The 24,380-nt window shown below is 74.4% G+C and carries 24 protein-coding genes and 1 pseudogene; 13 read left to right on the top strand and 12 right to left on the bottom strand.

Going from position 1 to position 24,380, the window contains the following annotated elements:
- Position 1 precedes the first annotated feature (1 nt).
- The gene (gene zapE, locus ACGF0D_RS05255; protein ID WP_392878857.1) at positions 2-1,045 is read right to left on the bottom strand and encodes a cell division protein ZapE; all 1,044 of its coding nucleotides are present in this window, start codon (positions 1,043-1,045) and stop codon (positions 2-4) included.
- Between the two features lie 171 nt (positions 1,046-1,216).
- On the opposite strand from zapE, the gene ACGF0D_RS05260 reads away from it, so the two are divergent.
- From ACGF0D_RS05260 to msrB, 4 genes are all read left to right on the top strand, one after another.
- Complete coding sequence (locus ACGF0D_RS05260; RefSeq protein WP_392914039.1) at positions 1,217-2,002, top strand: pyrimidine reductase family protein; 786 nt, start codon at positions 1,217-1,219, stop codon at positions 2,000-2,002.
- A gap of 57 nt (positions 2,003-2,059) precedes the next feature.
- Entirely contained in the window at positions 2,060-2,521 is a 462-nt protein-coding gene (locus ACGF0D_RS05265; protein ID WP_392878555.1) for an indole-3-glycerol phosphate synthase, read from the top strand.
- A gap of 111 nt (positions 2,522-2,632) precedes the next feature.
- Complete coding sequence (gene murC, locus ACGF0D_RS05270) at positions 2,633-4,063, top strand: UDP-N-acetylmuramate--L-alanine ligase (protein ID WP_392878557.1); 1,431 nt, start codon at positions 2,633-2,635, stop codon at positions 4,061-4,063.
- A gap of 56 nt (positions 4,064-4,119) precedes the next feature.
- Entirely contained in the window at positions 4,120-4,524 is a 405-nt protein-coding gene (gene msrB, locus ACGF0D_RS05275) for a peptide-methionine (R)-S-oxide reductase MsrB (RefSeq protein WP_392878559.1), read from the top strand.
- A 48-nt stretch (positions 4,525-4,572) separates the two neighbouring features.
- On the opposite strand, the gene ACGF0D_RS05280 is transcribed toward msrB, so the two are convergent.
- From ACGF0D_RS05280 to ACGF0D_RS05310, 7 genes are all read right to left on the bottom strand, one after another.
- Positions 4,573-5,766, bottom strand: coding sequence for a cytochrome P450 (locus tag ACGF0D_RS05280; protein WP_392878561.1), 1,194 nt, complete (start codon positions 5,764-5,766; stop codon positions 4,573-4,575).
- Entirely contained in the window at positions 5,763-6,329 is a 567-nt protein-coding gene (locus tag ACGF0D_RS05285) for an ATP/GTP-binding protein (protein ID WP_392914096.1), read from the bottom strand. The genes ACGF0D_RS05280 and ACGF0D_RS05285 overlap by 4 nt, the downstream gene beginning before the upstream one ends.
- Before the next feature lie 70 nt (positions 6,330-6,399).
- Positions 6,400-6,762, bottom strand: a complete 363-nt coding sequence (locus tag ACGF0D_RS05290) for a DUF742 domain-containing protein (protein ID WP_392878563.1) — start codon at positions 6,760-6,762, stop codon at positions 6,400-6,402.
- The gene (locus tag ACGF0D_RS05295; RefSeq protein ID WP_392878565.1) at positions 6,759-7,190 is read right to left on the bottom strand and encodes a roadblock/LC7 domain-containing protein; all 432 of its coding nucleotides are present in this window, start codon (positions 7,188-7,190) and stop codon (positions 6,759-6,761) included. Before ACGF0D_RS05295 ends, ACGF0D_RS05290 begins: the two co-directional genes overlap by 4 nt.
- Positions 7,187-8,929, bottom strand: a complete 1,743-nt coding sequence (locus tag ACGF0D_RS05300) for an ATP-binding protein (RefSeq protein WP_392914040.1) — start codon at positions 8,927-8,929, stop codon at positions 7,187-7,189. The genes ACGF0D_RS05295 and ACGF0D_RS05300 overlap by 4 nt, the downstream gene beginning before the upstream one ends.
- A gap of 82 nt (positions 8,930-9,011) precedes the next feature.
- Positions 9,012-10,022, bottom strand: coding sequence for an MBL fold metallo-hydrolase (locus ACGF0D_RS05305; RefSeq protein ID WP_392914041.1), 1,011 nt, complete (start codon positions 10,020-10,022; stop codon positions 9,012-9,014).
- 152 nt (positions 10,023-10,174) lie between these two features.
- Positions 10,175-11,119, bottom strand: coding sequence for a GNAT family N-acetyltransferase (locus tag ACGF0D_RS05310; protein ID WP_392914042.1), 945 nt, complete (start codon positions 11,117-11,119; stop codon positions 10,175-10,177).
- A 287-nt stretch (positions 11,120-11,406) separates the two neighbouring features.
- On the opposite strand from ACGF0D_RS05310, the pseudogene ACGF0D_RS05315 reads away from it, so the two are divergent.
- The 4 genes and pseudogenes from ACGF0D_RS05315 to ACGF0D_RS05330 all read left to right on the top strand — a co-directional run bounded on the left by ACGF0D_RS05315 (position 11,407) and on the right by ACGF0D_RS05330 (position 15,449).
- Positions 11,407-12,836 (top strand): annotated as a pseudogene (locus tag ACGF0D_RS05315) (DUF692 domain-containing protein).
- Positions 12,837-12,866: 30 nt separating this feature from the next.
- Complete coding sequence (locus ACGF0D_RS05320) at positions 12,867-13,937, top strand: TIGR04222 domain-containing membrane protein (protein ID WP_392914043.1); 1,071 nt, start codon at positions 12,867-12,869, stop codon at positions 13,935-13,937.
- Between the two features lie 113 nt (positions 13,938-14,050).
- Positions 14,051-14,833: a TIGR04222 domain-containing membrane protein gene (locus ACGF0D_RS05325; RefSeq protein WP_392878575.1), complete on the top strand. Its 783-nt coding sequence runs from the start codon at positions 14,051-14,053 to the stop codon at positions 14,831-14,833.
- Positions 14,834-14,894: 61 nt separating this feature from the next.
- Positions 14,895-15,449, top strand: a complete 555-nt coding sequence (locus ACGF0D_RS05330) for a hypothetical protein (protein ID WP_392914044.1) — start codon at positions 14,895-14,897, stop codon at positions 15,447-15,449.
- A 57-nt stretch (positions 15,450-15,506) separates the two neighbouring features.
- On the opposite strand, the gene hemQ is transcribed toward ACGF0D_RS05330, so the two are convergent.
- Genes hemQ through ACGF0D_RS05345 form a run of 3 tightly spaced genes read right to left on the bottom strand, consistent with a single transcriptional unit; the run spans position 15,507 to position 17,821 of the window.
- Positions 15,507-16,232 (bottom strand): hydrogen peroxide-dependent heme synthase, encoded by a 726-nt coding sequence (gene hemQ / locus ACGF0D_RS05335; protein WP_392878580.1) that lies wholly within the window; start codon positions 16,230-16,232, stop codon positions 15,507-15,509.
- On the bottom strand, positions 16,229-17,659 hold the full coding sequence (hemG, locus tag ACGF0D_RS05340; protein WP_392878582.1) for a protoporphyrinogen oxidase: 1,431 nt from the start codon (positions 17,657-17,659) through the stop codon (positions 16,229-16,231). The genes hemQ and hemG overlap by 4 nt, the downstream gene beginning before the upstream one ends.
- 21 nt (positions 17,660-17,680) lie before the next feature.
- Positions 17,681-17,821, bottom strand: coding sequence for a hypothetical protein (locus tag ACGF0D_RS05345; protein WP_392914045.1), 141 nt, complete (start codon positions 17,819-17,821; stop codon positions 17,681-17,683).
- A 44-nt stretch (positions 17,822-17,865) separates the two neighbouring features.
- Here ACGF0D_RS05345 and ACGF0D_RS05350 point away from each other — a divergent pair, with 44 nt between their 5' ends.
- Positions 17,866-18,306, top strand: a complete 441-nt coding sequence (locus ACGF0D_RS05350) for a DUF523 domain-containing protein (protein ID WP_392878588.1) — start codon at positions 17,866-17,868, stop codon at positions 18,304-18,306.
- Positions 18,307-18,341: 35 nt separating this feature from the next.
- On the opposite strand, the gene hemE is transcribed toward ACGF0D_RS05350, so the two are convergent.
- Positions 18,342-19,355: a uroporphyrinogen decarboxylase gene (gene hemE, locus ACGF0D_RS05355; RefSeq protein WP_392878862.1), complete on the bottom strand. Its 1,014-nt coding sequence runs from the start codon at positions 19,353-19,355 to the stop codon at positions 18,342-18,344.
- A 236-nt stretch (positions 19,356-19,591) separates the two neighbouring features.
- On the opposite strand from hemE, the gene ACGF0D_RS05360 reads away from it, so the two are divergent.
- From ACGF0D_RS05360 to ACGF0D_RS05375, 4 genes are all read left to right on the top strand, one after another.
- The gene (locus ACGF0D_RS05360) at positions 19,592-20,254 is read left to right on the top strand and encodes a DUF3000 domain-containing protein (protein WP_392878591.1); all 663 of its coding nucleotides are present in this window, start codon (positions 19,592-19,594) and stop codon (positions 20,252-20,254) included.
- 320 nt (positions 20,255-20,574) lie between these two features.
- Entirely contained in the window at positions 20,575-21,291 is a 717-nt protein-coding gene (locus tag ACGF0D_RS05365; protein ID WP_392878593.1) for a LuxR C-terminal-related transcriptional regulator, read from the top strand.
- Positions 21,292-21,604: 313 nt separating this feature from the next.
- Entirely contained in the window at positions 21,605-22,864 is a 1,260-nt protein-coding gene (locus ACGF0D_RS05370) for an HRDC domain-containing protein (RefSeq protein WP_392914046.1), read from the top strand.
- A 271-nt stretch (positions 22,865-23,135) separates the two neighbouring features.
- On the top strand, positions 23,136-24,380 hold the full coding sequence (locus ACGF0D_RS05375) for a thiolase family protein (RefSeq protein WP_392878599.1): 1,245 nt from the start codon (positions 23,136-23,138) through the stop codon (positions 24,378-24,380).

Consider the following 24,380-nt stretch of genomic DNA (forward strand, 5'->3'; position numbering starts at 1 on the left):
CCTACTTGGCGCTGTCCCGGGCGAGGGCGACCAGGCGGGAGATGGCGCGCAGGTACTTCTTGCGGTAGCCGCCGCGCAGCATCTCCTCCGGGAAGACCTGGTCGAAGGGCAGGCCGGAGGCGGTGATCGGCAGCTCGCGGTCGTACATCCGGTCGGCCAGCACGACCAGGCGCAGCGCGGTGGACTGGTCGTCGACCTGCTTGACGCCGCGCAGGCAGACCGCGGTGACGTCGTCCAGCAGCGCGCCGTAGCGGCTGGGGTGGACGGCGGAGAGGTGGGCGAGCAGGGCGTCGAAGTCGTCCAGCGAGGCGCCGGGGGTGCGGACCGCGACGGCCGCGACGGCCTCGTCGGTGTACGGCGGCGGGGCGTCCGGCAGGCCGCGGTGGCGGTAGTCCTGGCCGTCGATGCGCATCGGGCGGAAGTGCGCGGACAGGCCCTGGATCTCGCGCAGGAAGTCGGCGGCGGCGAAGCGGCCCTCGCCGAGCTTCTCCGGCAGGGTGTTCGAGGTGGCGCACAGCTTCACGCCGTTGTCGACCAGCCGGCCGAGCAGGGTGGAGACCAGCACGGTGTCGCCCGGGTCGTCCAGCTCGAACTCGTCGATGCAGAGCAGGGTGTGCCCGGAGAGGGTCCGCACGGCCTGCTGGAAGCCGAGCGCGCCGACCAGGTTGGTCAGCTCGACGAAGGTGCCGAAGGCCTTGGGGCCGGGGGCGGAGTGCCAGAGCGAGGCGAGCAGGTGGGTCTTGCCGACGCCGTAGCCGCCGTCGAGGTAGACCCCGGCCGGGCCGGTGGGCGCGGGGGCGGAGCGGCGGAACCAGCTGCGCTTGGGTGCGGAACCGTTTCCTCCACCGAGGGTGGCCGCGAACTGCTCCAGGACCTGGACGGCCTCGTACTGGCTCGGCTGGGTCGGGTCCGGGATGTACGTCCCGAAGCTCACGTCGGCGAACCGGGGCGGCGGGACCATCTCGGCGACCAGCCGCTCGGCGGGCACCACGGGACGGCGGTCGGTGAGCGCGATCGGGGAGCCGGACGCGGGTGCGGCGGCTATCGGCTCGGTCGCGGTTGCGGGGTGGGAGGCTGCGGGCACATCAGTAGAGGGTACGCCTGCCGGGTGAGCCGTCCGAACGACGCACGGGTCCGGACGCGGGGCCCGCGGCCCCGGACGGCCCTCGGCCCGCTGCCCCGGACGGCGCCGGGGCCGCGGTGGAAGACTGAGGACATGCAACAGTTGATCAGCCCGCTGGACGGGCGGCTCGAGGATCCGGCCGCACTGGAATCGCTCGCCGCCGTGTACGCGTACCCCGAACAGGTGAATCAGGGGCGCCCCTGGCTGCGCGCCAACATGGTGTCCGGCCTGGACGGCGGGGCCAGGCTGGACGGGCTCTCCGAGGGCCTCTCCGGCGACGCCGACAAGCGGATCTTCGGGGTGCTGCGGGCGCTGTCGGACGTGGTACTGGTGGGCGCGGAGACGGTCCGCGCCGAGGGCTACCGGCCGGCCAGGGCGCGCAAGGAGTTCGCGGCGGCCCGGGCGGCGGCCGGGCAGGCGCCCGCCCCGGTGATCGCCGTGGTGAGCCGCTCGCTGCGGCTGGACCTGACGGCTCCGCTGTTCACCGAACCGCTGGTCAGGACGGTGGTGATCACTACCGAGGACGCCCCCGCGGAGCGCCGCCGGGCGGTCGCCGAGGTGGCCGACCTGGTGCTCGCCGGCACCGGCGCGGTGGACCTGCGGGCGGGCGTGGCGGCCCTGGCCGCGCGGGGCTGGACCCGGCTGCTGACCGAGGGCGGCCCGCGCCTGCTGGGGCAGCTCGCGGCGGCCGGCCTGCTGGACGAGTTGTGCCTGTCGCTGGCCCCGCTGCTCACCGGCGGCGACGCGCCGCGCATCCTCCACGATGCGCAAATGCCGGACGTGCAGCGGATGCGGCTGGTCTCATTGATCGAGCAGAAAGGTTTCCTCTTCACCCGCTACCTGCGTCGCCCGGGTTCGGATGACCCCGTGACCCCCTGATCGTGAGCCCGTTATGCGATGCCGGGGCCCGGGGGCCGGCCACTGGAAGGGACTCACGTGTTCAAGACGGTACTGATGATCGAAAAGGCTCTCTCGGACGCGGACGTGGAACTCGTCACCACGCTCCACGGCGAGGAGGAGGTGTCCTTCGTCGTCCTGATGCAGCCGCGCGGCAGGCAGGACGAACTGCTGCGGGCGCTCGACGACGTCGCCCTCGGCCACCTCGACAAGGTGGTGCACGAGCACGACGAGTCCGAGAGCGGCCCGACGGTGGCCACCGAGTCGCTGGAGCACAGCCTGCGCCACCTGCGCACGGCCGGGGCCGCGGCGGTGGGCGAGCTGGTGGAGGAGAAGCCGCTGGAGCGGCTGCGCGCGGTCGTCGAGGAACAGCGGGCGGACGAGGTGGTGGTGCTCACCTCGCCGCACTTCGTCGAGGAGTTCTTCCACCGCGACTGGGCCTCCCAGGCCCGGCACAAGGTCGGGGTCCCGGTGCTCAGGCTGTTCGCCAGCGACTCCTAGCCCCGCCCGGTGGTGGTGCAGAATCGTCCTTGCGGTCCGCCCGCGAGGACGATTCCGTCTTCCCGTCCCGTCCGCCCGACCTGTCTGCCCCCGCCCGTACGGAGCCACGCCTTGAACGACGCCGCGCACGACCTGCACGCCCCGCACTTCATCGGCATCGGCGGCGCCGGGATGTCCGGCCTGGCGAAGATCCTCGCCGTGCGCGGGGCCGGCGTCTCCGGCAGTGACTCCAAGGAGTCCGAGACCGTCCTCGCGCTGCGCGCCCTCGGCGCCACCGTGCACGTCGGCCACGCCGCCGAGCACGTCCCGGACGGCACCAGCAGCGTGGTCGTCTCCAGCGCGATCCGCGCCGACAACCCCGAGCTGGTCGCCGCCCACGAGCGCGGCATCCCGGTGGTGCACCGCTCCGACGCGCTGGCCGCGCTGATGGGCGGCCGCCGGGCGCTGGCGGTGGCCGGCACCCACGGCAAGACCACCACCACCAGCATGCTCGCCGTCGCCCTCGGCGAGCTGGGCCTGGACCCGTCCTACGCGATCGGCGGCGACCTCGACGCCCCCGGCTCCAACGCCCACCACGGCACCGGCGAGATCTTCGTCGCCGAGGCGGACGAGAGCGACCGCAGCTTCCACAAGTACGCGCCCGAGGTGGCGATCGTGCTCAACGTGGAGCTGGACCACCACGCCAACTACGCCTCGATCGAGGAGATCTACGAGTCCTTCGAGACCTTCGTCGGCCGGATCGTCCCCGGCGGCACCCTGGTGGTCTCGGCCGACCACGACGGCGCCCGCGAGCTCACCTCCCGGGTGGCCGGCCGCGAGGGCCTGAACGTGGTGACGGTCGGCTCCGCCGAGGACGCCGACCTGCGGGTGCTCTCGGTGGTCGCCCACGGCATGACCAGCGAGGTCACCGTGCTGCTGGACGGCGCCGAGCTGGCCTTCACCGTCTCGGTGCCCGGCCGGCACTACGCCCACAACGCGGTGGCCGCGCTGGCCGCCGGCGTCGCGCTGGGCGTCCCGGCCGCCGACCTGGCCAAGGCGCTCGGCGCCTACACCGGCGTGCGCCGCCGCCTCCAGCTCAAGGGCGAGGCCGGCGGGGTCCAGGTGATCGACTCCTACGCCCACCACCCCACCGAGATGACCGCCGACCTGGAGGCGATCCGGGAGGGCCTGACCGGCGACGGCCGGGTGCTGGTGGTCTTCCAGCCGCACCTGTTCAGCCGCACCCAGCAGCTCTCCGAGGAGATGGGCCGCGCCCTGGCGCTGGCCGACGCCTCGGTGGTGCTGGACATCTACCCGGCCCGCGAGGACCCGATCCCCGGCGTGACCAGCGAGCTGATCATCGACGCGGCCCGCCGGGCCGGCGCCGAGGTCACCGCCGAGCACTCCTTCGCCGCCGCCCCCGCCGTGCTGGCCGGCCTCGCCCGCCCGGGCGACCTGCTGCTCACCATGGGCGCGGGCGACGTCACCAACCTCGGCCCGGCCATCCTTGACCATATTGAGGGAGGCCTGGCGCACCTCGCGAACGTTGCATCCAACGTCTGACCCACGTCCGCCTGACCCACGTCCGTCCGACGTACGCCGCGACCGGGAGCCGTGAGATGAGTTACGAGATCGAGAAGACCGAGGCCGAGTGGCGCGCCCAGCTCAGCCCCGAGGAGTACCACGTGCTCCGCGAGGCGGGCACCGAGCGCCCGTTCACCGGTGAGTACACCGACACCAAGACGGTCGGTGTCTACAGCTGCCGGGCCTGCGGGTCCGAGCTGTTCAGCTCCGAGACCAAGTTCGACAGCCACTGCGGCTGGCCGTCCTACTACGCTCCGCTGGCCGGGGACCGGGTCCAGTACATCGAGGACACCTCGCTCGGCATGCGCCGGGTCGAGGTGCGCTGCGCCAAGTGCGGCGGGCACCTCGGGCACGTCTTCGAGGGCGAGGGCTACGGCACGCCGACCGACCAGCGCTACTGCATCAACAGCGTCTCGCTGACGCTGAAGCCGGCCGAGTAGCGGCGTACGCGAGGGCCCGGGCACCCCGAGGGTGTCCGGGCCCTCGCGCTACCCCTCGACCGGCTGGAAGCGGACCGGAAGGCGCGTCAGCGCCCGGTGGAACGGGCCCGGGCGCCAGAGCAGGTCCTCGGCGGGAGTGGCCAGTTCGAGGTCGCTGAGGCGGCTGCCCAGCTGCTCGATCGCGGTGATCGCGATCAGCAGGGCCGGGTCCCGGGCCGGACAGGCGTGCGGCCCGGCCGCCCAGGCCAGGTGGGCGCTCTCGCCGCTGCGCGGCCCGCTGTCCTCGGCGGGCGGCGCGGCCTGGGAGTTGGCGGCCGCGTACGAGACCAGCACCAGGGAGCCCGCCTCGATCTCGCGGCCGTGGAAGGTGATGTCGTACCGCGGGTAGTGGGCCGAGAAGTTGGCCATCGGCGGCGCGTGCCAGAGCACCTCGTCGATCGCCTGGTGGGCGGTCATCGCGCCGCCGAACAGCGAGCCGGCGTAGCGGGCGTCGGTGAGCAGGCGCAGCAGGGCGTTGCCGATCAGGTTGGTGGTCGGCTCGTGTCCGGCGATCAGGGTCAGGGTGATCTGCCGGATCACCTCGTCGTCGTCCAGCCCGACCGGGTGGGTGACGTACCAGGAGGTGAGGTCGTGCCGGGGGCGCTCGCGGCGCTCGGCGACCATCGCGGTGACCACCGCGAGGAGCTTCCCGTACGCGGCGCCCGCCTGTTCGGTGGACTCGATCAGCCCGGTGATCGCGGCCACCATCTCGGCGTGCTGCGCCTCGGGCACGCCGAACCAGGTGGTCAGCACGAAGGCGGGCAACTGACGGGCGTACTCGGCGATCAGGTCGGCCCGCCCGACGGCGGCGAAGCGGTCGATCAGCCGGTGCGCGGTCTCGGCGACCTGGCGCTGCAGCCGGTGCGGTTCGAACAGCGCGAGGGCGTCGGTGATCACCGCCCGGTAGCGCGCGTGCGTCTCGCCGTCGCTGAACAGCGCGGTCGGGCGGTAGCCGAGCATCGGCATCAGCGGGGAGTCCGGCGGCAGGTTGTGCTGCCAGACCCGGGAGTCCTTGGAGAAGGTGTCGGTGTCGCGCAGCAGGTCCAGCGCGGCCTGGTAGTCGGTGACCAGCAGGGCCTCCACGCCGGGGGCGATCTCCACCGGGGCGACCGCGCCGTGCCGCCGCAGCCGCTCGTAGACCAGCTGGGGATCGGCGGCGAAGACCGGGCCGTGGATCGGGGTCGGGCGGGACTCGGCGGTCACGGCTGCTCCGGTGTGACGGGGGCGGCGGGCGCCGCGGGCAGGGAGTCCAGGACGTGCTCGGCCAGCGCGATCAGCGCGTCCAGGCTGCTGTCGCGGTCCCGGGCGTCGCAGAGCAGCAGCGGGGTGGCGGCGTGCAGGTCCAGGTGGGTGCGCAGCACGTCGACCGGGTGGTCCGGTGCGTCCGGGAAGCGGTTGACGGCGACGGCGTACGGCAGGCCCTGCTCCTCGACCATGTCCATGATCTCGAAGGAGTCGGCCAGCCGTCGGGTGTCGGCGAGCACCAGGGCGCCCACGGCGCCGCGGGCGATGTCCCGCCAGAGCGGGAAGAAGCGGCGCTGGCCGGGGGTGCCGAACATGTAGAGCACGACGTTGCCGGGCAGGGTGAGCCGGCCGAAGTCGACGGCGACGGTGGTGGTGACCTTCTCGGGCACGCCGGCCAGGTCGTCCACCGGACGGCCGGTCTCGGTCATCGCCTCCTCGGTGTGCAGGGTGGCGATCTCGGAGAGGGTGCGGATGAGGGTGGTCTTGCCGACCCCGAACGGGCCGGCCACCACCAGTTTCATCAGCGTCTGGTCCTGGTCGGGCAAGTAGCCCACCCGGCTCTGGTCTTCCGGGCCCGGCCGGCCGGCCGGGTCACCGGAGCGCACGGAGTCCAACGAGGAGCCTCTCGACGATGGAGCGGTCGGTCTGCTGGGCGCGCGGGATCGGCGCGCGGGCGTGCAGGCAGCCCGCCTCGACCAGGTCGGCCGCGAGGAAGACGGTGGCGCTGACCGGCAGCCTCAGGTGCGCGGCGGCCTCCACCACGGTGAGCGCGCCGGGGCGCAGCAGTTCCCACAGCCGGCGGTGTTCGGGTTCGAGCGCGTTCGGCGGGTCGGCGCAGTCGGCGCGGTCGGCGAACAGCACGGTCAGCCGCTCGAAGCCCTTGGTGCCGGGGCGGCTGCGGCCGCCGGTGGCCAGGTAGGCGGGCACCATCCGCCTGCGGGGGGCGGCGGTCATGACCGCTCGTCGTCGTCCTGCCGCCGGGTCGGGCTCGCGAGCGCGCGACCGAGGGCGGCGACCTGCAGCTGCATCTGGTAGGCCACGTTGCCGAGTTGGGCTTCCGGCGAGGTGAAGACGGCGAGCGAGGTGTTCTCCCCGGCGGGCACCACGACGGCGTAGCCGAGGTCGGACTCCACCACGGTCTGGGCCAGCCGGGGCCGCTCGACGTCGGTGAACGCGGCGGTGAAGGCGCGGGCGGCGGCGTGCACGGTGGCGGTCATCGCGGCGACCCGCTCGGCCGAGGCCCGCTCCAGGCCGTCCGAGGCGCCCTCGACCAGGCCGTCCCCGGTGGCGATGACCGCGTGCAGCACCCCCGGCAGCTCCAGCAGCGGGGTCAGCACCCACGAGATCTCGTCGGTGGTGGTCGGGCTGGGCGTGCTGCTCACTGCTCTGCTCCTTCTAAGGTCGGACCGGCGCTCCGGGCGCCGGGGTCGTGGTCGGCGGCGGTGTCGCCGGAGGTGCCGGTGCTGCCGGTGCTGCCGGTGCTGCTCGTACGCGTGCCGGTCGTGCCGGTGGTGCTGCCGGTGTTCGTCGTGCCGGTGGTGCTGTCGCTGTGTCCGGGAGCGGCCGGGCCGGGTGCGGCGCCGGCGGCCTCCTCGCGTGCGGCCCGGGCCACGGCGGCCCGGCCGGAGTCGGTGCCCCGCTGCAGCGCCTGCCAGTGGGCGGCGGCCCGCTCGGGGGTGCGGTCGGCCATGGGGGCGGGCCCCGCGGCGGGGGCCGGGCGCTCCGCGGCCAGCGGACGGCGGCGGCGCCGGGTCGGCAGGCCGGTGCCGTCGTCGACCGCGGGTGCCTCGGCCACGGGTGCCTCGTTCGCGGGGGCGTCCACCGCGGGCGCACCGGCCGCCGGCTCGTCGCCTTCCGGGCCGTCCGCGACCGGGTCCGGCACCACCCGGATCGCGGGGACCGGGTGCGGGCCCGGCCGGTTGTGGCGGTCGGCGAGCCGCGGGCCGTCCTGCTCGTCCGCGTCGCGCATCGGCGGCACGGCCGCGACGGTGGGCGCCGGCGCCGGGCCGGGCCGCAGCGGCAACGGGGTGAGCACCGACAGCTGCCGCTCGTCGTCCACGACGGTCACCAGCGCGGCCGGGATGCGCAGGATGGTCCGCATGCCGCCGTACGGCGAGGGCTCGATGTGGCAGGAGAAGCCGTACTGGCGGGCCAGCTTGCCGATCACCGCGAAGCCGGTCTTGGGCGGGTTGCCGAGCTCGGTGAGCAGCATGTCGGGCGGGCCGGCCAGCAGTCGGCGGGCGCGGCGCAGCTGGTCCTCGTCCATGCCGATGCCGCTGTCGTCGATGATCACCAGCGCGCCGCGGCCGCCCTGCTGGACGGTGACCGGGACGTCGGTCTCCGGGTGGGAGTAGGCGGTGGCGTTGGCGAGCAGTTCGGCGATGCTGACGGCGATCGGCTCGGCGGCCCGGGCGACCACGGCGAGGTGCTGCTCGCGCAGGTGGTTGGCGACCTTGATCCGGGCGTACCCGGGCACCCGGGAGAGTGCGCCGACGACCACCTCGGCGAGCGGCGAGTCGGTGCGGGCCAGGCCCGGCCAGGCCTCGCAGAGCACCGCGACGGTCTGGATCCGGCGCAGCGCGACCTCGTTGCGGAAGTCGACCTCCAGCAGCCGGGGGTCGTCGTTCTCGTGCTGGAGCTGCTGGACCAGGCTCTGGATCTGGTACAGCAGGGTCTGGATCCGGGAGGTGGCGCCGCGCATGGCGGCACGGGCGGCGGCGTCCACCCGTTCGCGCTCGTCGGCGAGGGCGGCGAGGGCGGCGTCCAGGACGGCCTGCAGCGCCCGGACCGCCTCGGGGCCGACGGCCTGCGGGTCCAGCGGGCCGACCAGCGGGGCGTTGGCGTGGGTGAGCCGTACGGCGGTGGCGGCGACCCGCTCCTGGGCGAGGTGGCCGATCTCGGCGAGCAGCGCGGCGCCCCGCGCCTCGGCGGCGGCGAGCGCGTGCTCGGCCCGCTCGGCGCGGGCGAGCCCGCCCTCGGCGGCCCGGGCGCGCTCCTCGCCCCGGCCGAGCGCGGTCTCGGCGGCCGTCGCCCGGGCGAGGGCCCGGGCCCGGCCGCGGGCGAGCACGGCCGCGGCCACGGCGGCGACCAGCGCCAGGACGATCAGCGCGATCAGCGTCATCGAAGTCCTCGGGAGTGCTTGCGGGGTAGACCGGGTGGTACGGCGGGGCCGGGGGGAGGTGGGGCGGCGGGGCCGGGCGGGGTCAGTTCCGGACGGTGCGCGGGCGCGGGGCGCGGGCGGAGTCCTCGGCCAGTTCCCGGGCCACCATGGCGACCTGGCCCAGGGCCTCCAGGGCGCCGGGGGCCGCCGAGCCGTCCAGGTGCCGGTACTCGGCCGCGATGGTGAGCACCAGCCGCTCGGGCAGGCCGAGTTCGGGGTAGCGCTGCTCGGCGATCACCCGCCGGGCGGCGTCGAGGGCGGGTATCCCGGCGGCGTGCAGGACGTGGGCGCGCTCGCGGACGTAGGCGAGGTAGCCGATGTGCTCCCGGACGCCGTCGCGGTCGAGCACCGGGCCGTGGCCGGGCACGAAGATCTCCGCGCCGGTGGCGAGGGCCTGCTCGCAGGCGGCGATGACGTTCTCCAGCGGTCCGGCCCAGTGCGAGGGGTGGTCGCCGGGCTGCTCGGGGGTCGAGGAGAAGATCACGTCGCCGGTGAACACCACGCGCTGGTGCGGGAGGTGGACCAGCAGGTCGCCGCCGGTGTGGGCGGCGGGCAGGCTGGTGATCCGCACCGGGTAGCGGCCGACGGTCAGTTCCAGCTCGCCGGTGAAGACGGTGTCGGGGCGCACCGGCTCGGTGTCGGACCAGTCGAACCGCCCGAAGTGCTCCTTCAGGTAGCCGCCGAGCGGCGAGTCCGGGTCGCTGTTGGCGACCAGGGCGTGCTGCTGCTTCGGGGTGGGCTCCCAGTGGATGTGCTCCAGCGCCTCGCGGGTGGCGATCACCTCGGCGTCCGGCAGCACCCCGGCGCCCCACAGGTGGTCCCCGTTGGCGTGGGTGACGACCACCCGGTCGATCCCGACCCCGTCCGGCAGCAGGCGCCGGCTCGCGGCGAGGAACTCCCCGGCCATCGAGGGGTCGTACGGCGTGTCGATCCAGAGCGCGGTGGTCTCCGAGGCCAGCAGCCCGCAGTTGGCCAGGCCCCAGCCCCGCTTCGGCGGGAGCCACACGTACAGGTCCTCGGCAATCGCGCTCACGTTCGCACGGCTGATCGTCATGTGCGCGATTATGCCCATGCGGTGACAGGAATGGAGCAAAACTATTACAGTTCAAGCCACTTCGCGCCCGAAGAGGGATGGTCTGTCCCGTTTCACGCTACGTGGTCTGGACCACATCTGGCCGAAGTGCCCCCTGCCCCGGTTCCGGAGCGTCAGATCCCCTGCTCCGGGGGCTGCTTCGGCTGCTCCAGCCGCTTGATCCCCTTGCGCTCCCCCGCGCAGCGCTCGTAGCCCAGCCACGCGTTGATCGCCAGCATCGGCGCGTTGGTCGTGTCGTTGCTGGTGTACGCGTGCCGCAGGCCGGCCGCGGCGGCGAGCCGCAGGGACTCGAGCTTGGCCAGCTTGGTCAGACCCCGGCCGCGGAACTCCCGGCGGCAGGCGGTGAACGCGGACCAGTAGCGGCCCAGCCCGTCGGTCTGCGCCATGCTGAACGCGGCCGGGCGGCCGTCCACCACGGCGACCACGCTCAGGGCGAGGTCCCGGTCCGGCCGGGTCCAGTCGTTGCGCAGCCAGTCCTCGTACTCGTAGGCGTCCATCGGCACTTCGCTGCCGGGCTCGTCCAGGATGGCGTCCGCCTCGACCAGGAACACCGGGTGCGGGTCGGCCGCCCAGTCGGCGGCGGGGCGCAGCTCGACACCGGCGGGCCGTACGGGCGCCACCGGCAGCGGCAGCGCCAGGTCCCGTCCGGCGAACTGCATGGTGCGCCCGAGCCGGTAGCCCCGGGCGGTGGCGAAGGCCAGCGAGGCGGGCTCGTCGTCCACCCAGGTGTGCAGCTCCGTCACCCCGTGCCCGGTCAGGTGCCGTTCGGCCGCGGCCAACAGCCCGGTGGCGGCGCCGTGCCGCCGGAACGCGGGCAGCACGCTGCCGTTGGCGTAGCCGATGCCCCGGGCCGTCGTCCCGAGCACCACCCCGCAGCGCACCGCGCCGACCACCCGGCCGTCCAGCTCGGCGACGAAGGTGCGGAAGTGCTCCTCGGGGCTCGGCTGGGCGTTCAGCCAGATCAGGGTCTCGGCGGAGAGCACCAGGTGCTCGCGCCCGGCCCGGTGGGCCGCGGCCACGGCCTCGGCGTCCTCGGGGCGGAATTCACGGATCGTCATGTGTGCGTTCGAAGAAGTCATGGACTCCCACGCTAGCCGCGCCCTCCCGTCCGGCGCCCGCGATTTTCCCGCCGGCCGGACACCCCGACCGCGGGCCGGCCCGGACCCGGGGCCGGGGTCCCGCACTCCCGGGGCGGCATGCTCAAATAATGCTCTGAGAAGACCGGGTGAGGCTTGGCAGCCACCCCGCCCGGGGACATTCTCAGCAGCACGGCCGCGCGGTTCCGGCGACGACGCCCGCACCGGTCGACGGCCCTCCCACCCGGCCCTCCGAAGGGGGCGAACCGATGACCTCCCCTGCCCTGGAACTGCCCGCCTCCACCACCTCGACCCCGGCAACCGCGCCCCGAGCGGCCGCGGGCCCGCAAGCCCCGCCCCGCCTGGGCATCGGCCTCGGCTGGCGCAGCGAGATCGACACCGTGGTCGAACGCCAACCCGGCCTGGACTGGGTCGAGGTGGTCGCCGAGAACGTCTGCGCCGACCACCTGCCCGAATCCCTGACCGTCCTGCGCGGACGCGGCGTCACCGTCGTCCCGCACGGCGTCGGCCTCGGTCTCGGCGGCGCCGACCTGCCCGACCCCGGCCGCCTCGACCGGCTCGCCGAGGTCGCGCTGGCGCTCGGCTCCCCGCTGGTCACCGAGCACCTCGCGTTCGTCCGGGCCGGCGGCCTGGAGGCCGGCCACCTGCTGCCCGTCCCCCGCACCCGGGACTCGCTGCGGGTGATCGCCGAGAACGTCCGGATCGCCCAGGACCGGCTTCCGGTGCCGCTCGCCCTGGAGAACGTCGCCGCCCAGCTCGCCTGGCCGGACGACGAGTTCACCGAGGGCCAGTTCCTCGCCGAACTGGTCGAGCGCACCGGCGTCCGGCTGCTGGTGGACGTCGCCAACCTGCACACCAACCGGGTCAACCTCGGCATCGACCCGGCCGCCGAACTCGACCGCCTGCCGCTGGAGGCGCTCGCCTACGTCCACGTCGCGGGCGGCACCCTGGTCGACGGCGTCTGGCACGACACCCACGCCCACCCCGTCACCGCACCGGTGCTGGAGGTGCTGGCCGAACTCTGCGCCCGGGTCGCCCCGCCCGGGGTCCTGCTGGAGCGGGACGCCGACTTCCCGCCGCCCAGCGAACTCTCCGGTGAGCTGGACGCCATCCGCCGGGTGCTGGAGGGGAGCACCCGGCGATGACCGACACCACGACACCGGAGCACGAAGGCCGGACCGCCCCGGCGCGGGAGGACACCGGCCGGACCGCCCCGGCGCGGGAGGACACCGGCCGGACCGCCGCCGACCAGGACCTCGCCGCCGCCCGGCGGCGCCTGGCCCGGCGCCAGGAGGAGCTGCTGGCCGCCCTGGTGGCCGGCGGCCCCGTCCCGCCCGGCTTCGACCGGCACCAGGTCCGCGCCCAGTCGGCCGGCCTGGCCGCCAAACGGCGGTCCACCACCGCCAAGGTGGCCCCGGAGCTGCCCCGCGCGCTCGGGGAGCAGTACGGACCGCTCTTCCTCGACTACGCCCGCTCCCACCCGCAGACCGGCGGCTACCGCGCCGACGCCCGGGCCTTCGCCCAGTGGGTGCTCACCGACGGCGGCCCGCTCGCCGACGAACGGAGCCGGGCCCTGGAGCAGTGGCTCCACCCGGCCCCCGTACGGCCGCCGGGCCCGCTCGCGCGCCTGCGCCGGGCACTGCGCCGACGGCGGCCGACGGCCTCCGCGACGCCCTGACGAACCATCACCACCTCGGGGGAAAAATCCATGTGGCACAACAGCTACTTCATCGTCCCGGCCCTCCTGCTGGCGGCCGCCGCCCTGTACGCCGCCCAGACCCGCCAGCGGATCGGCCGGGTCCGGTACGCCAAGGGCCTGCCCGGCCGCGGCCTGCCGCTGCTCGACGCCGCGTTCCTGTCCGGCGGACCGGGGCGGGTGTTCGACACCGCCGTGGTCCGGATGCACATGAGCGAGCAGGCCGTGATCAGCCGCTCCGGCCTGGTCACGCTCACCGGCGCCAAGCCGTACGACGCCGTGGACAAGGCCGTCCACGACGCCGTCGGCCCGACCGGGAGCCGAGGACTCGGCGAGCTGCGCCACACCGTGATGCGCTCCGCCGCCGTCCAGGAGATCGGCGACCGGCTCGCCGACCGCGGCCTGCTGCGCCGCCCCGAGCGGCTGCGGCACGCCCGCACCGCCCGTCGGCTGCTCTGGCTCGCGCTGCTCGTCGTGGCCGCCTCCGCGGTGGTCGCCCTGGTGCTCGACGACGGCGCCGCCGGGCACCAGCGCCCGAACCTCTGGACTCCGGGCCTCCTGCTGCTCGGCGGCTTCACCACGCTGCTCGCCACCCGGCCGGTCAAGGGCCGGATCACCCCGGCCGGGCAGCGCCAGCTCTCCCTGATGGGGGGCACGCCGTGGACGCCCAACTCCGGAATGCCGGCGCGGCTGGCCGGCGGCGCGCTGCTGGGCGCACTGGCGCTCGGCGGGCTGGCCGCCGCCGGGCTGGACGACCAGCAGCTGGAGGCCGCGATGCTGGCCGCGGCGGCCGAGGAGGAGGCCGTGCGGCAGGCGGTCTCCGCGAACGCCTCCGGGGCGTCCTCGTCCTCGACGTCGAGCTCCTCGTGCTCCTCCGGGTCCGACGGGGGCTCCGCCTCCTGGTGCGGGTCCTCCGACTCCGGCTCCTCCGGTTCCGGCTGCGGTTCGTCCAGCTGCGGCTCCTCGTCCTCGTCCGGCTGCAGCTCCGGTTCGTCCGGCTGTGGGTCCTCGTCCTCGTCCAGTTGCGGGTCGTCGTCCTCGTCCAGCTGCGGGTCCAGCTGCGGCGGTGGCTGCGGCTCCTGACGCCCCGGACGCGGGTGCGCGGACCGGCCCCGGGGCACCGCCGGACGTCACAGTTCGGTATCGCGGGCCGGGAAGCGTTCCGCCCGCCGTCGACACAGGCATAGAACAAGCCCATGTGGTTGCTGTTCCTCATTCCGGCCTGTGTCGCGGCGGTCCTGTCCTGCCTCCGACTGGTCCGGATGACCGCCACCGCCGACGCCCTCGCCGAACGGAGCGGCCTGCGGCCCCCCGAAGCCGTCGGCATCGGCCTGTACGAGACCGCCTACCTGGCCGGCGGCCCGGACCGGGTCGTCGAACTCGCCCTCGTCCTGATGGCCGGCCGCGGACGGCTGCACCTGGCGCACACCGGCTGGACCACGGTGGTCGACCCCAAGGGCCGCAGCCGCCTGGAGCGGGCGGTGATCGCCACCGTCGGCCGCGAGGGCCAGTGCCGGACCGACGGGCTGCGCCGGGCGATGGCCGAGCACCCCACCGTGCTGGAGATCGGCGCCCGGCTCGCCCTGGCGGGCCTGGCCACCCCGGCCCCGGTGCAGCGCGACACGGTGGCGGTGATCCGGCAGGTCCGGCACGCGCTGTTGCTCACCGTGATGCTGCTGGCCGCCTCGCTGACCCTCGGCGGCTTCACCGGCGGCGACACCCTCGCCCCGCTCGCCTGGTTCTCGCTGCCGCTGGTGCTCACCTCCGGCACCCTGCTGATGGCGCGGGTCGACGTCTACCCGTACACCCGATGGGCCTCCCCGATCGGCCAGGAGGTGCTGCGCGAGGTCCGTCCGGCCCGCCAGCGCGGCCTGGCCGACGACGAAGAGCGCGAGCTGCTCACCGCCGTCGCCATGAACGGCCCGGCCGTCCTGCCCGACGCCCGGCTCCGCGCCGCCCTGCGCCCGCACCGGAACTGAGCCCGAGCCCCGAAGGAAAAGCGGCTGCGCCGACCCCTGTGACCAGGGCAGACTTCCGCCCATGGACAACCGGGACCGCGCCGTGCTCGACCGCGCCCAGGCCGAGGGGCGGCTGGTCCGGCTGCGCCGCACGCTCCCCGGCGCCGACCGGCTGGAGGGCTTCGTCCTCGGCACCGGCCCGGTCTGGACCCTGCTCGCCAACTGCGTCGACCACCGACTCGACGGCTGGACCGCCGTCCTCACCTGCACGCTGCACAAGGTCCGCGACCGGGGCGGCCCGGAGACCCTGACCGTGCGCGCGCTGCGCGGCCGCGGCCTGTGGCCGGTCCCCGTGCCCGGCGCCGAACTACCGCTGGACGACCTGTCCGGCCTGCTCGCCACCGCCTCGGCGGAGTACGGCCTGATCGCCCTGCACGCCGAGGTCCTCGATCCGGACGTCTGCCGGGTCGGTACGGTCACCGAGCTGCGCCCCCGCTCGCTCCGGCTGCACGAGGTCGATCCGGAGGCCCGCTGGTACCCGAAGCCGATCAAGTACCGTGTCCGCGACGTCACCCGGGTCGACCTCGGCACCCACTACGTGGACGTGCTGCGCGAGTTCGCCGGGCCACGCCCGTGACAGGCCGGAGGCCGGCCCCCCGCGGGGGAACCGGCCTCCGGGAACCGCTCGGACCGCTCAGACCAGGCCGTTCAGCAGCTCGCTCACCGGCTTGCGGCGACCGGTGAAGAACGGCACCTCCTCGCGGACGTGCAGCCGGGCCCGGGAGGGGCGCAGGTCGCGCATCAGGTCGACGATCCGGTGCAGCTCGTCCGCCTCGAAGGCGAGCAGCCACTCGTAGTCGCCGAGCGCGAACGAGGCCACCGTGTTGGCCCGCACGTCGGGGTAGCCGCGGGCCATCTGGCCGTGCTCGGCGAGCATCGCGCGCCGCTCGGCGTCCGGCAGCAGGTACCACTCGTAGGAGCGGACGAACGGGTACACGCAGACGTAGTCGCGCGGGCGCTCGTCGGCCAGGAACGCCGGGATGTGCGACTTGTTGAACTCGGCGGGGCGGTGCAGCGCCATGTTCGACCAGACCGGCTCCAGCAGCCGGCCGAGGCCGGTGCGGCGGAAGCGGTTGTACGCCTCCTGGAGGTCGTCCGAGTCGGCGGCATGCCACCAGACCAGGATGTCGGCGTCCGCGCGCAGACCGGAGACGTCGTACGTGCCGCGCACGGTCACGTCCTTGGCGGCCAGCTGGGCGAACAGCTCGTCCACCTCGGTGGCCAGCGCGGTGCGGTCCTCGGGCAGGGCGCCCTTGAGCTTGAACACCGACCACATGGTGTAGCGGATGACCTGGTTCAGGTCGCGCGCCTTCTTCTTCTCGGGCTGCTGCTCCGGCTCCCGCTCAACACTCTCAGTCATGCGTCCATTGTCCTCTCCGTGGAACCTGCCCCGGTCTCCGGGGTCAACAGTCTGTCGACGAGCGCCGCCGCGGCGGCCGCCGATCCGATGCACGCCGGAATGCCCACCCCGTCGTACGCGGCGCCGCACAGCGCCAGCGCGCCCACCCGCCCCGCCGCGGCCCGCACCCGGGCCACCCGGTCCAGGTGCCCCACCGGGTACTGCGGCAGCCCGGCCGAGAAGCGGGACACGAAGGTGTCGTACGGCCGGGCGGTCAGCCCGATCGCCTCCTCCAGGTCCGCCAGCGACCGCGCCACCAGCTCCTCGTCCGGCAGCCCCAGCGCCTCGTCCTCGCGGTACCGGCCCAGCGAGGTGCGCAGCAGGAACGCGTCCGGCGCGGAGCGCTCCAGCCACCCCCACTTGTTGGAGGAGAAGGTCGAGGCCTTGATCCGCCGCCCGTCCACCGGCGGCACCAGGAAGCCGCTGCCGCTCGGCGGTTCGGCCAGGTCGGCGCGGCGGAAGGCCAGGGTCACCAGGGCCATGCCCGCGTACTCGACGGCGTCCAGTTCGGTGGCGGCCACCGGGGCGTCCTCGCGCAGCAGCCGGGCCGCGGCGGGGGCCGGGACGGCCAGCACCACGGCGTCCGCGTGCAGCACCTCGCCACCGGTCACCACCCGCCAGCCGTCGGGGGTGCGGCGCAGCTCGTCCACCGGGGTGTCGGTGCGCAGGTCCACGCCCGCCCCGACGCAGGCCGCGGCGACCGCGCCGGGCAGCGTGCCGAGGCCGCCGCGCAGGCCCTGGAACACCGGGGTGCCGACCACCTTCGGCCGGGAGGCCAGCTCGTGCACCCCGTCGACCAGCGAGCCGCCACCGCGGGCGATCGACAGCAGCTGCGGTACGGCGGCGCGCAGCGAGATCTCGTCGGCGCGGCCGGCGTAGACGCCGCCGAGCAGCGGCTCGACCAGCCGGTCCACCACCTCCTGGCCCAGCCGGTCGGCGACGTAGCGGCCGATCGCGACGTCCTCGCCGACCTCGCCGGGCCGCTCGTGTCGGGCCCGCTCCAGCCCCTCGTCGGTCAGCACCCCGGAGGCGGCCAGCGCCTCCAGGTCACCGGGGACGCCCATCACCTGCCCACCGGGCAGCGGACGCAGCGCGCCGCGGGTCCAGATCGCGGCCTTCGCGGTGGTCGGCGGCTCCAGGTCCTCGCCGAGCCCGACCGCCCGCGCCAGCTCCACCGCCTCCGGCCGCCGGGCCAGCACCGACTCGGCCCCGAGGTCCACCCGGACCCCGCCGACCTCCCCGCCCCACAGCTTCCCGCCGACCCGCCCGGACGCCTCCAGCAGCGTCACCCGCGCCCTCGCCGGCCCCCCGGCGGCCCCACTCAGGAACGCGGCCGCGGCCAGCCCCGCGATCCCACCACCGACGACGACGACCCGTGCTTGCGACATGCTCCGCAGTCTCGCAGGTCTTTACACGGATGCCTCAATCCCCTGCACGCCCGAGGTCGATCGCAGCTCGATGTACTCGGGCGCGTCGGGCAGGTGGTCGAGATCCTCGGCGTACCAGCCCTCGGCGCGCGGCGGGTACATCCGTTCCGGAAGCTCGTCCATGGGGTCAAAGTATCGGAAATGCCGTGTCCCGTAGGCTGATTCGCATGGAACCGATCGTGGTGAGTGCGTGTCTGGCCGGGATCCCCTGCCGGTACGACGGGCGGGCGAAGACCTCCGAGGGCGCCGTGCGCCTGGTCGAGGAGGGGCGGGCCGTGGTGGTGTGCCCAGAGGGGGCGGGCGGGTTGCCGACGCCGCGGCCGCCGGCGGAGATCGTGGGCGGGGACGGCGCGGACGTGCTGGACGGGCGGGCCCGGGTGGTGGACGCGACTGGGGCGGACTGCACCGCGGAGTTCCTGGCCGGAGCCCGGGCGGCGCTGGCCGCCGCCGAGGAGGCGGGGGCGCGGCGGGCGGTGCTGATGGCGCGCAGCCCGTCCTGCGGCTGCGGGCAGGTGTACGACGGGACGTTCACCGGGGAGCTGCGCCCCGGTGACGGCGTGACGGCGGCGCTGCTGCGCCGGGCCGGGATCGAGGTCACGGCCGGGTAGCGGGCCTCCGGCTCCGGAGGCCCGCCACCGGGAGGTCAGCGGGCGCTGGCCTCGTGGACGAAGGCGACGAGGCGGCTGAGCGCGTCCGGGTCCATGGACGGCAGCACGCCGTGGCCGAGGTTGAAGATGTGGCCGCTGGTGCCGAGCGCCTGGGCGGCGTGCAGCACCTCGCGGGCCTTGGTCTCCACGACCTTGGTGGGCGCGAACAGCACGGCCGGGTCGAGGTTGCCCTGGAGGCCCTTGCCCTGGCCGACCCGCTCGGCGGCGACGTTCAGCGGCACCCGCCAGTCGACGCCGACGATGTCGGCGCCGGCCTGGCCCATCAGGCCGAGCAGTTCGCCGGTGCCGACGCCGAAGTGGATCCGCGGCACGCCGTACTCGGCGACGGCGTCGAAGACCTTGGTGCTGGACGGCATCACCGAGCGGCGGTAGTCGTCCGGCGCGAGCGCGCCGACCCAGGAGTCGAACAGCTGGACCGCCGAGGCGCCGGCCTCGATCTGCACCTTGAGGAAGGCCGAGGTGATGTCCGCGAGCCGGTCCACCAGGGCGGCCCACAGCTCGGGCTGCCCGTACATCATGGCCTTGGTGTTCTCGTGGTTCTTGGACGGGCCGCCCTCGATCAGGTAGCTGGCCAGCGTGTACGGCGCTCCGGCGAAGCCGATCAGCGGGGTCCCGCCGAGTTCGTCCACCAGCAGGCCGACGGCCTCGGTGATGTAGGGGACGTCGTCCGGCTCCAGCGGGCGCAGCCGCTTCAGGTCCTCGAAGGTGCGGATCGGGTCGGCGATGACCGGGCCGATGCCGGGCTTGATGTCGACGTCGATGCCGACGGCCTTGAGCGGCACCACGATGTCGCTGAAGAAGATCGCCGCGTCCACCTTGTGCCGGCGCACCGGCTGGAGGGTGATCTCCTTGACCAGCTCGGGCCGCATGCAGGACTCCAGCATGGGGATGCCCTCGCGGACCTTCAGGTACTCGGGCAGCGAGCGGCCGGCCTGGCGCATGAACCACACCGGGGTGTGCGGCACGGGCTCGTGCCGGCAGGCGCGCAGGAACGCGGAGTCGTACGCGGCGCCGCGGCGCCCGGGGGTGCTCGGGCCGTCGTGGGTGGCCGCCGTGGTGTCTGCCGTAGTCTCGCTCACGCGTCAAATCTTCGCACGCGTGCGGCGCCCGGTTCCCCGGTCGGTCTCGTCGGTTCCTCCAAGATCTGTCCGGGTTTGCCGTTCCGGCACGCCGCTGGGAGAGAAGTTGCGGCGATAACCCCGTTCTTCGACCTAGTCTTCGGGACATGGCAGCGGTCGGAGGGCACCCCGCGCAGGGTGGCGGAGCAGGTGGCGGAGCGGGTCGCGAGGGGGCGCCGAGCGAGTTCAGGGCGGCGGTGGCGGCCCTGGACGGGGCCCGGCTGCGACCCGAGGTGCAGCTCTCCCCCGCGCCGGCGCCGCGCCGGCTGGCCCCGTACTCCTTCGCGGTGACCGCCTCGGTCGAGGTTGACGGCGAGGAGCTGGCGGACGGCCGACTGGTGCTGCTGTACGACCCTGCCGGGCAGGAGGCCTGGAACGGGGAGTTCCGGGTGGTCACGATGACCCGGGCCGAGCTGGAGCCGGAGATGGCCGGCGACCCGATGCTCTCCGAGGTCGGCTGGGCCTGGCTGCTGGACGCCCTGCAGACGCACGGCGCCGGGTACGCGGAGCCGTCCGGCACGGTGACCCTGGCGTCCTCCCAGTACTTCGGCGGTCTGGCGGACCGCCCGTCCTCGACCGAGGTCGAGATCCGGGCCTCCTGGACGCCGGCCGACGGCCGCTTCGAGCGGCACCTGGCGGCCTGGGGCGACCTGCTGTGCATCAGCGCCGGCCTGCCGCCGGCCTCCCCCTCCCCGCAGGGGCCCGCCGAGGTTCCTTCACTCGGTGGGGTGGTCCCGATGCCCGCCCGGCGACGCCCCCGGTCGCACTGACGGGTGGTGCGGGGCTCCGGCGCCGCTCCGGGGCCGGACGCCACCCCCAGGGCTGACGGAGTGTGACTTCGGACCCGCTCTGCGTCAATTCACCGGTCGATACCGACCGATCGGCATCGAATCTGATCGATTTTGTGCGAATCGCGGGCATGTCGCATCAATCATTTGCGCGATTTGTCCGTATTGTTACTCACTAGATCGTGATCTTTCGCTAAAGCCGGGCACGGTTGCTGCCGAAGCAGACTGTGACCCTTTCCGAACGCGGAACACTCCGACCGCCCCCATCGGGGTTCCGTCCGCCACTCCCCGCAGGAGGCCTGGTGTCGGTCCTTCTTGAGCACCCCGCAAACGTGGTCGCCTACCGGCCGACCAAGCCCACCGCCATGGTGGTCATCGCCGATCCCCGCGTCCGTAACACCGTCACCCGCCACCTGTGGGCACTCGGCGTCCGGGACGTGATCGAGGTGTCGTCGATCGCCGAGGCCCGCCCCAGGGTCTCCACACCACGCGACATCTGCGTCGCCGACGTGCACCTTCCTGACGGCTCCGGACTGACCATCCTCGCCGAGACCCGCGCCGCGGGCTGGCCCAACGGCCTGGCGCTGTCCGCCGCCGACGACATCGGCGCGGTCCGCAGCGCGCTGGCCGGCGGCGTCAAGGGCTACGTGGTGACCGGTACCCGGACGAACGTCGCGATGCCCGGCCGCCCGGGCCTGCCGCTCGGTGCCGCCGGGCTGGCCGGCCGGATGCGCCGCCCCGGGATGCCGGGCATGCCGGGCGCGGGCGGTGCTCCGGGCGCCCCCGGAGCACCAGGTGCGCCGGGCGCGCAGCAGGCCGCGTACCGCGAGCTCTCCGGCCGCGAGGTCGAGGTGCTGCGGCTGGTCGCCGAGGGGCAGTCCAACAAGGCGATCGGCGTGGCGATGGGCCTGTCGGCGCTCACCGTCAAGAGCCACCTCGCCCGGATCGCCCGGAAGCTGGGCACCGGCGACCGCGCCGGCATGGTCGCGGTCGCGCTGCGCACCGGCATCATCCACTGAGCCGGGCACTCCGGACCGCTGCGGCGGCCGAGGAGGAACGTTTCCTCCTCGGCCGCCGCCGAGCTGTCTCCCCCTCGGCCGCCGGTGCGCCGTCCCGGTGCCCGCGGCGCGTGGACCCCGCCCCGCGGGCGGGCGGTCCCGGCCCCGGCAGCGCGCCGGGCGCGGTCCGGGCACGACCCGGTCACCGGCCCGTTCGCCGACCCGTTCGCCGACCCGATCACCGGCCCGGTCGCCCTCCCGGGTGAGCGGGCGATCAACAGTCTGACCAGTCCGACAACACTCCCGGCCGCGAGGACCGTCGTACCCTTGGGGGGTGACCGACGCCGTAGCAGCCATCCCAGAAGAAGCAGCCCCGGTCCCGCTCCTCGAACCGAGGGAGGGGATCCCGCCCGTGGTGGCGGACGAGCACACGCTGGCCGACATCGTCGCCGCCTTCGCCTCGGGCACCGGACCGGTGGCCATCGACGCCGAACGGGCCTCCGGCTACCGCTACGGGCAGCGCGCCTACCTCATTCAGCTGCGCCGCGAGGGTTCCGGCTCCGCCCTGATCGACCCGATCGCCTGCCCGGACCTCAGCGCGCTCGGCCGGGCCGTCGAGGACGCCGAGTGGGTCGTCCACGCGGCCAGCCAGGACCTGCCCTGCCTGTCCGAGGTCGGCATGAGACCCCGGCGCCTGTTCGACACCGAGCTGGCCGGGCGGATCGCCGGCTTCGCCCGGGTCGGCCTCGGGCCGATGACCGAGAACATCCTCGGGCTGAGCCTGGCCAAGGAGCACTCCGCGGTCGACTGGTCCACCCGCCCGCTGCCCGAGCCGTGGCTGCGCTACGCCGCTCTGGACGTCGAGGTGCTGGTCGAGCTGCGCGACGCACTCGAACGGGAGCTGGACGCCCAGGGCAAGCTCGGCTGGGCGATGGAGGAGTTCGCCTCGATCGCCGCCGCGCCCCGCCCGGCCCCGCGCACCGACCCGTGGCGCCGCACCTCGCAGCTGCACAAGATCCGCCGCCGCCGTCAGCTGGCCGTGGTGCGCGAGCTGTGGCTGGTCCGCGACCGGATGGCCCAGGAGCGCGACGTCTCTCCCGGCCGGGTGCTGGCGGACGCCGCGATCGTCAACGCCGCGCTGGCCATGCCGCTGAACATCGCCTCCCTGCAGGCCGTCCAGGGCTTCGGCCCCCGGGTGCACCGGCGCCAGCTGGAGCAGTGGCTGGCGGCCGTGCAGCGCGGCCGGGAGATCCCGGAGAACCTGCTGCCGCCGGCCACCGCGCCGCACGACGGACCGCCGCCGCCGCGGGCCTGGGCCGAGAAGGACCCGGTGGCCGCCGCCCGGCTCACCGGCGCGCGCGGCGCGATCGCCGAGCTGGCCGAGCGGTACCACGTGCCGGCCGAGAACCTGATCACCCCGGACCTGGTCCGGCGGGTCTCCTGGCAGCCGCCGACCGAGCCGGACCTGGAGCACGTGGCCGCCGCGCTGCGCGGGCTCGGCGCCCGGCAGTGGCAGGTGGACCTGGTGGCGCCGGCGGTGGCCGCCGCGTTCGCCGCGGCCGCGACCGCGACCGCGACCGCGCCCCAGGGCTGATCGCGGCGCCGGCCGGTCCGCGACCCGATCCGGCAACCGGTGGAAGGGGATGTCGTCCGTACGGGCGACATCCCCTTCGTCGTACCCGGGACGGACGCTCCTGGTCGGACGGGGCGGGGAACGTGTCGGGGGACACATGGTCAGATCCCTCCGAGGGGCCTGGGCAGGTTGGTTACCGACGGGTAGCATGACCGTGATGCGGCGCCGCTCGGGTCTTCGACGGCGGCAGCCTGCCCACCTGGAAATGTTGGTCCCTGGGAGGAGAGCCCCCGTGCCTCGTACCGCGAGGGACGTCGTCTTCGTCGATGGCGTCCGCACCCCGTTCGGCAAGGCCGGCCCGAAGGGCATCTACCACGAGACGCGCGCCGACGACCTGGTCGTCAAGTGCATCCGGGAACTCGTGCGTCGTAACCCGAACCTGCCCGTCGAGCGCATCGACGAGGTCGCCGTCGCGGCCACCACGCAGATCGGCGACCAGGGTCTGACCATCGGGCGCACCGCCGCCCTGCTGGCCGGCCTGCCGAAGTCCGTCCCGGGCTACGCGATCGACCGCATGTGCGCCGGCGCGCTGACCGCCGTGACCACCACCGCCGGCGGCATCGCCTTCGGCGCGTACGACGTGGTCGTGGCCGGCGGCGTCGAGCACATGGGCCGCCACCCGATGGGTGAGGGCGTCGACCCGAACCCGCGCTTCGTCTCCGAGAAGCTGGTCGACGAGTCCGCCCTGTTCATGGGCATGACCGCGGAGAACCTGCACGACCGCTTCCCGCACCTGACCAAGGAGCGCTGCGACGCCTACGCCGTGCGCTCCCAGGAGAAGGCCGCCAAGGCGTACGCCAACGGCGACATCCAGCCCGACCTGGTGCCGATCACGATCCGCAACACCAACCCCGAGGTCGGCGAGACCGGCTGGGGCCTGGCCACCGTGGACGAGCCGATGCGCCCGGGCACCACGATGGAGAACCTGGCGGGCCTCAAGACCCCGTTCCGCCCGCACGGCAACATCACCGCGGGCAACTCGGCCGGTCTGAACGACGGTGCCACCGCCTCGCTGCTGGCCGCCGAGGACGTCGCCGAGGAGCTCGGCCTCCCGGTCAAGATGCGCCTGGTCTCCTTCGCCTTCGCGGGCGTCGAGCCCGAGGTCATGGGTGTCGGCCCGGTGCCGGCCACCGAGAAGGCGCTGGCCAAGGCCGGTCTGACCATCGACGACATCCAGGCCTTCGAGGTCAACGAGGCCTTCGCCGTCCAGGTCCTGGCCTTCCTGGACCACTTCGGCATCGCGGACGACGACGAGCGCGTCAACCCGTACGGCGGTGCGATCGCCTTCGGCCACCCGCTGGCCTCCTCCGGCGTGCGCCTGATGAACCAGCTGGCCCGCCGCTTCGAGCAGCGCCCGGACGTCCGCTACGGCCTGACCACGATGTGCATCGGCTTCGGCATGGGCGGCACCATCATCTGGGAGAACCCCCACTGGAGCGGCGAGACCCGGAACACCGAGCTCGAGGGTGGTAAGTGA

This window comes from Kitasatospora sp. NPDC048298 (genome assembly GCF_043201465.1).
Taxonomy (GTDB): domain Bacteria; phylum Actinomycetota; class Actinomycetes; order Streptomycetales; family Streptomycetaceae; genus Kitasatospora.

What these genes read in the sequence shown, in the direction of transcription:
- ACGF0D_RS05260 (WP_392914039.1), top strand. Translation starts at nt 1,217, where the DNA reads ATGCAACAGTTGATCAGCCCGCTGGACGGGCGGCTCGAGGATCCGGCC.
- msrB (WP_392878559.1), top strand. Translation starts at nt 4,120, where the DNA reads ATGAGTTACGAGATCGAGAAGACCGAGGCCGAGTGGCGCGCCCAGCTC.
- ACGF0D_RS05285 (WP_392914096.1), bottom strand. Translation starts at nt 6,329, where the DNA reads ATGAAACTGGTGGTGGCCGGCCCGTTCGGGGTCGGCAAGACCACCCTC.
- ACGF0D_RS05290 (WP_392878563.1), bottom strand. Translation starts at nt 6,762, where the DNA reads ATGACCGCCGCCCCCCGCAGGCGGATGGTGCCCGCCTACCTGGCCACC.
- ACGF0D_RS05300 (WP_392914040.1), bottom strand. Translation starts at nt 8,929, where the DNA reads ATGACGCTGATCGCGCTGATCGTCCTGGCGCTGGTCGCCGCCGTGGCC.
- ACGF0D_RS05305 (WP_392914041.1), bottom strand. Translation starts at nt 10,022, where the DNA reads ATGACGATCAGCCGTGCGAACGTGAGCGCGATTGCCGAGGACCTGTAC.
- ACGF0D_RS05310 (WP_392914042.1), bottom strand. Translation starts at nt 11,119, where the DNA reads ATGACGATCCGTGAATTCCGCCCCGAGGACGCCGAGGCCGTGGCCGCG.
- ACGF0D_RS05320 (WP_392914043.1), top strand. Translation starts at nt 12,867, where the DNA reads ATGTGGCACAACAGCTACTTCATCGTCCCGGCCCTCCTGCTGGCGGCC.
- ACGF0D_RS05325 (WP_392878575.1), top strand. Translation starts at nt 14,051, where the DNA reads ATGTGGTTGCTGTTCCTCATTCCGGCCTGTGTCGCGGCGGTCCTGTCC.
- ACGF0D_RS05330 (WP_392914044.1), top strand. Translation starts at nt 14,895, where the DNA reads ATGGACAACCGGGACCGCGCCGTGCTCGACCGCGCCCAGGCCGAGGGG.
- hemQ (WP_392878580.1), bottom strand. Translation starts at nt 16,232, where the DNA reads ATGACTGAGAGTGTTGAGCGGGAGCCGGAGCAGCAGCCCGAGAAGAAG.
- hemG (WP_392878582.1), bottom strand. Translation starts at nt 17,659, where the DNA reads ATGTCGCAAGCACGGGTCGTCGTCGTCGGTGGTGGGATCGCGGGGCTG.
- ACGF0D_RS05345 (WP_392914045.1), bottom strand. Translation starts at nt 17,821, where the DNA reads ATGGACGAGCTTCCGGAACGGATGTACCCGCCGCGCGCCGAGGGCTGG.
- ACGF0D_RS05350 (WP_392878588.1), top strand. Translation starts at nt 17,866, where the DNA reads ATGGAACCGATCGTGGTGAGTGCGTGTCTGGCCGGGATCCCCTGCCGG.
- ACGF0D_RS05360 (WP_392878591.1), top strand. Translation starts at nt 19,592, where the DNA reads ATGGCAGCGGTCGGAGGGCACCCCGCGCAGGGTGGCGGAGCAGGTGGC.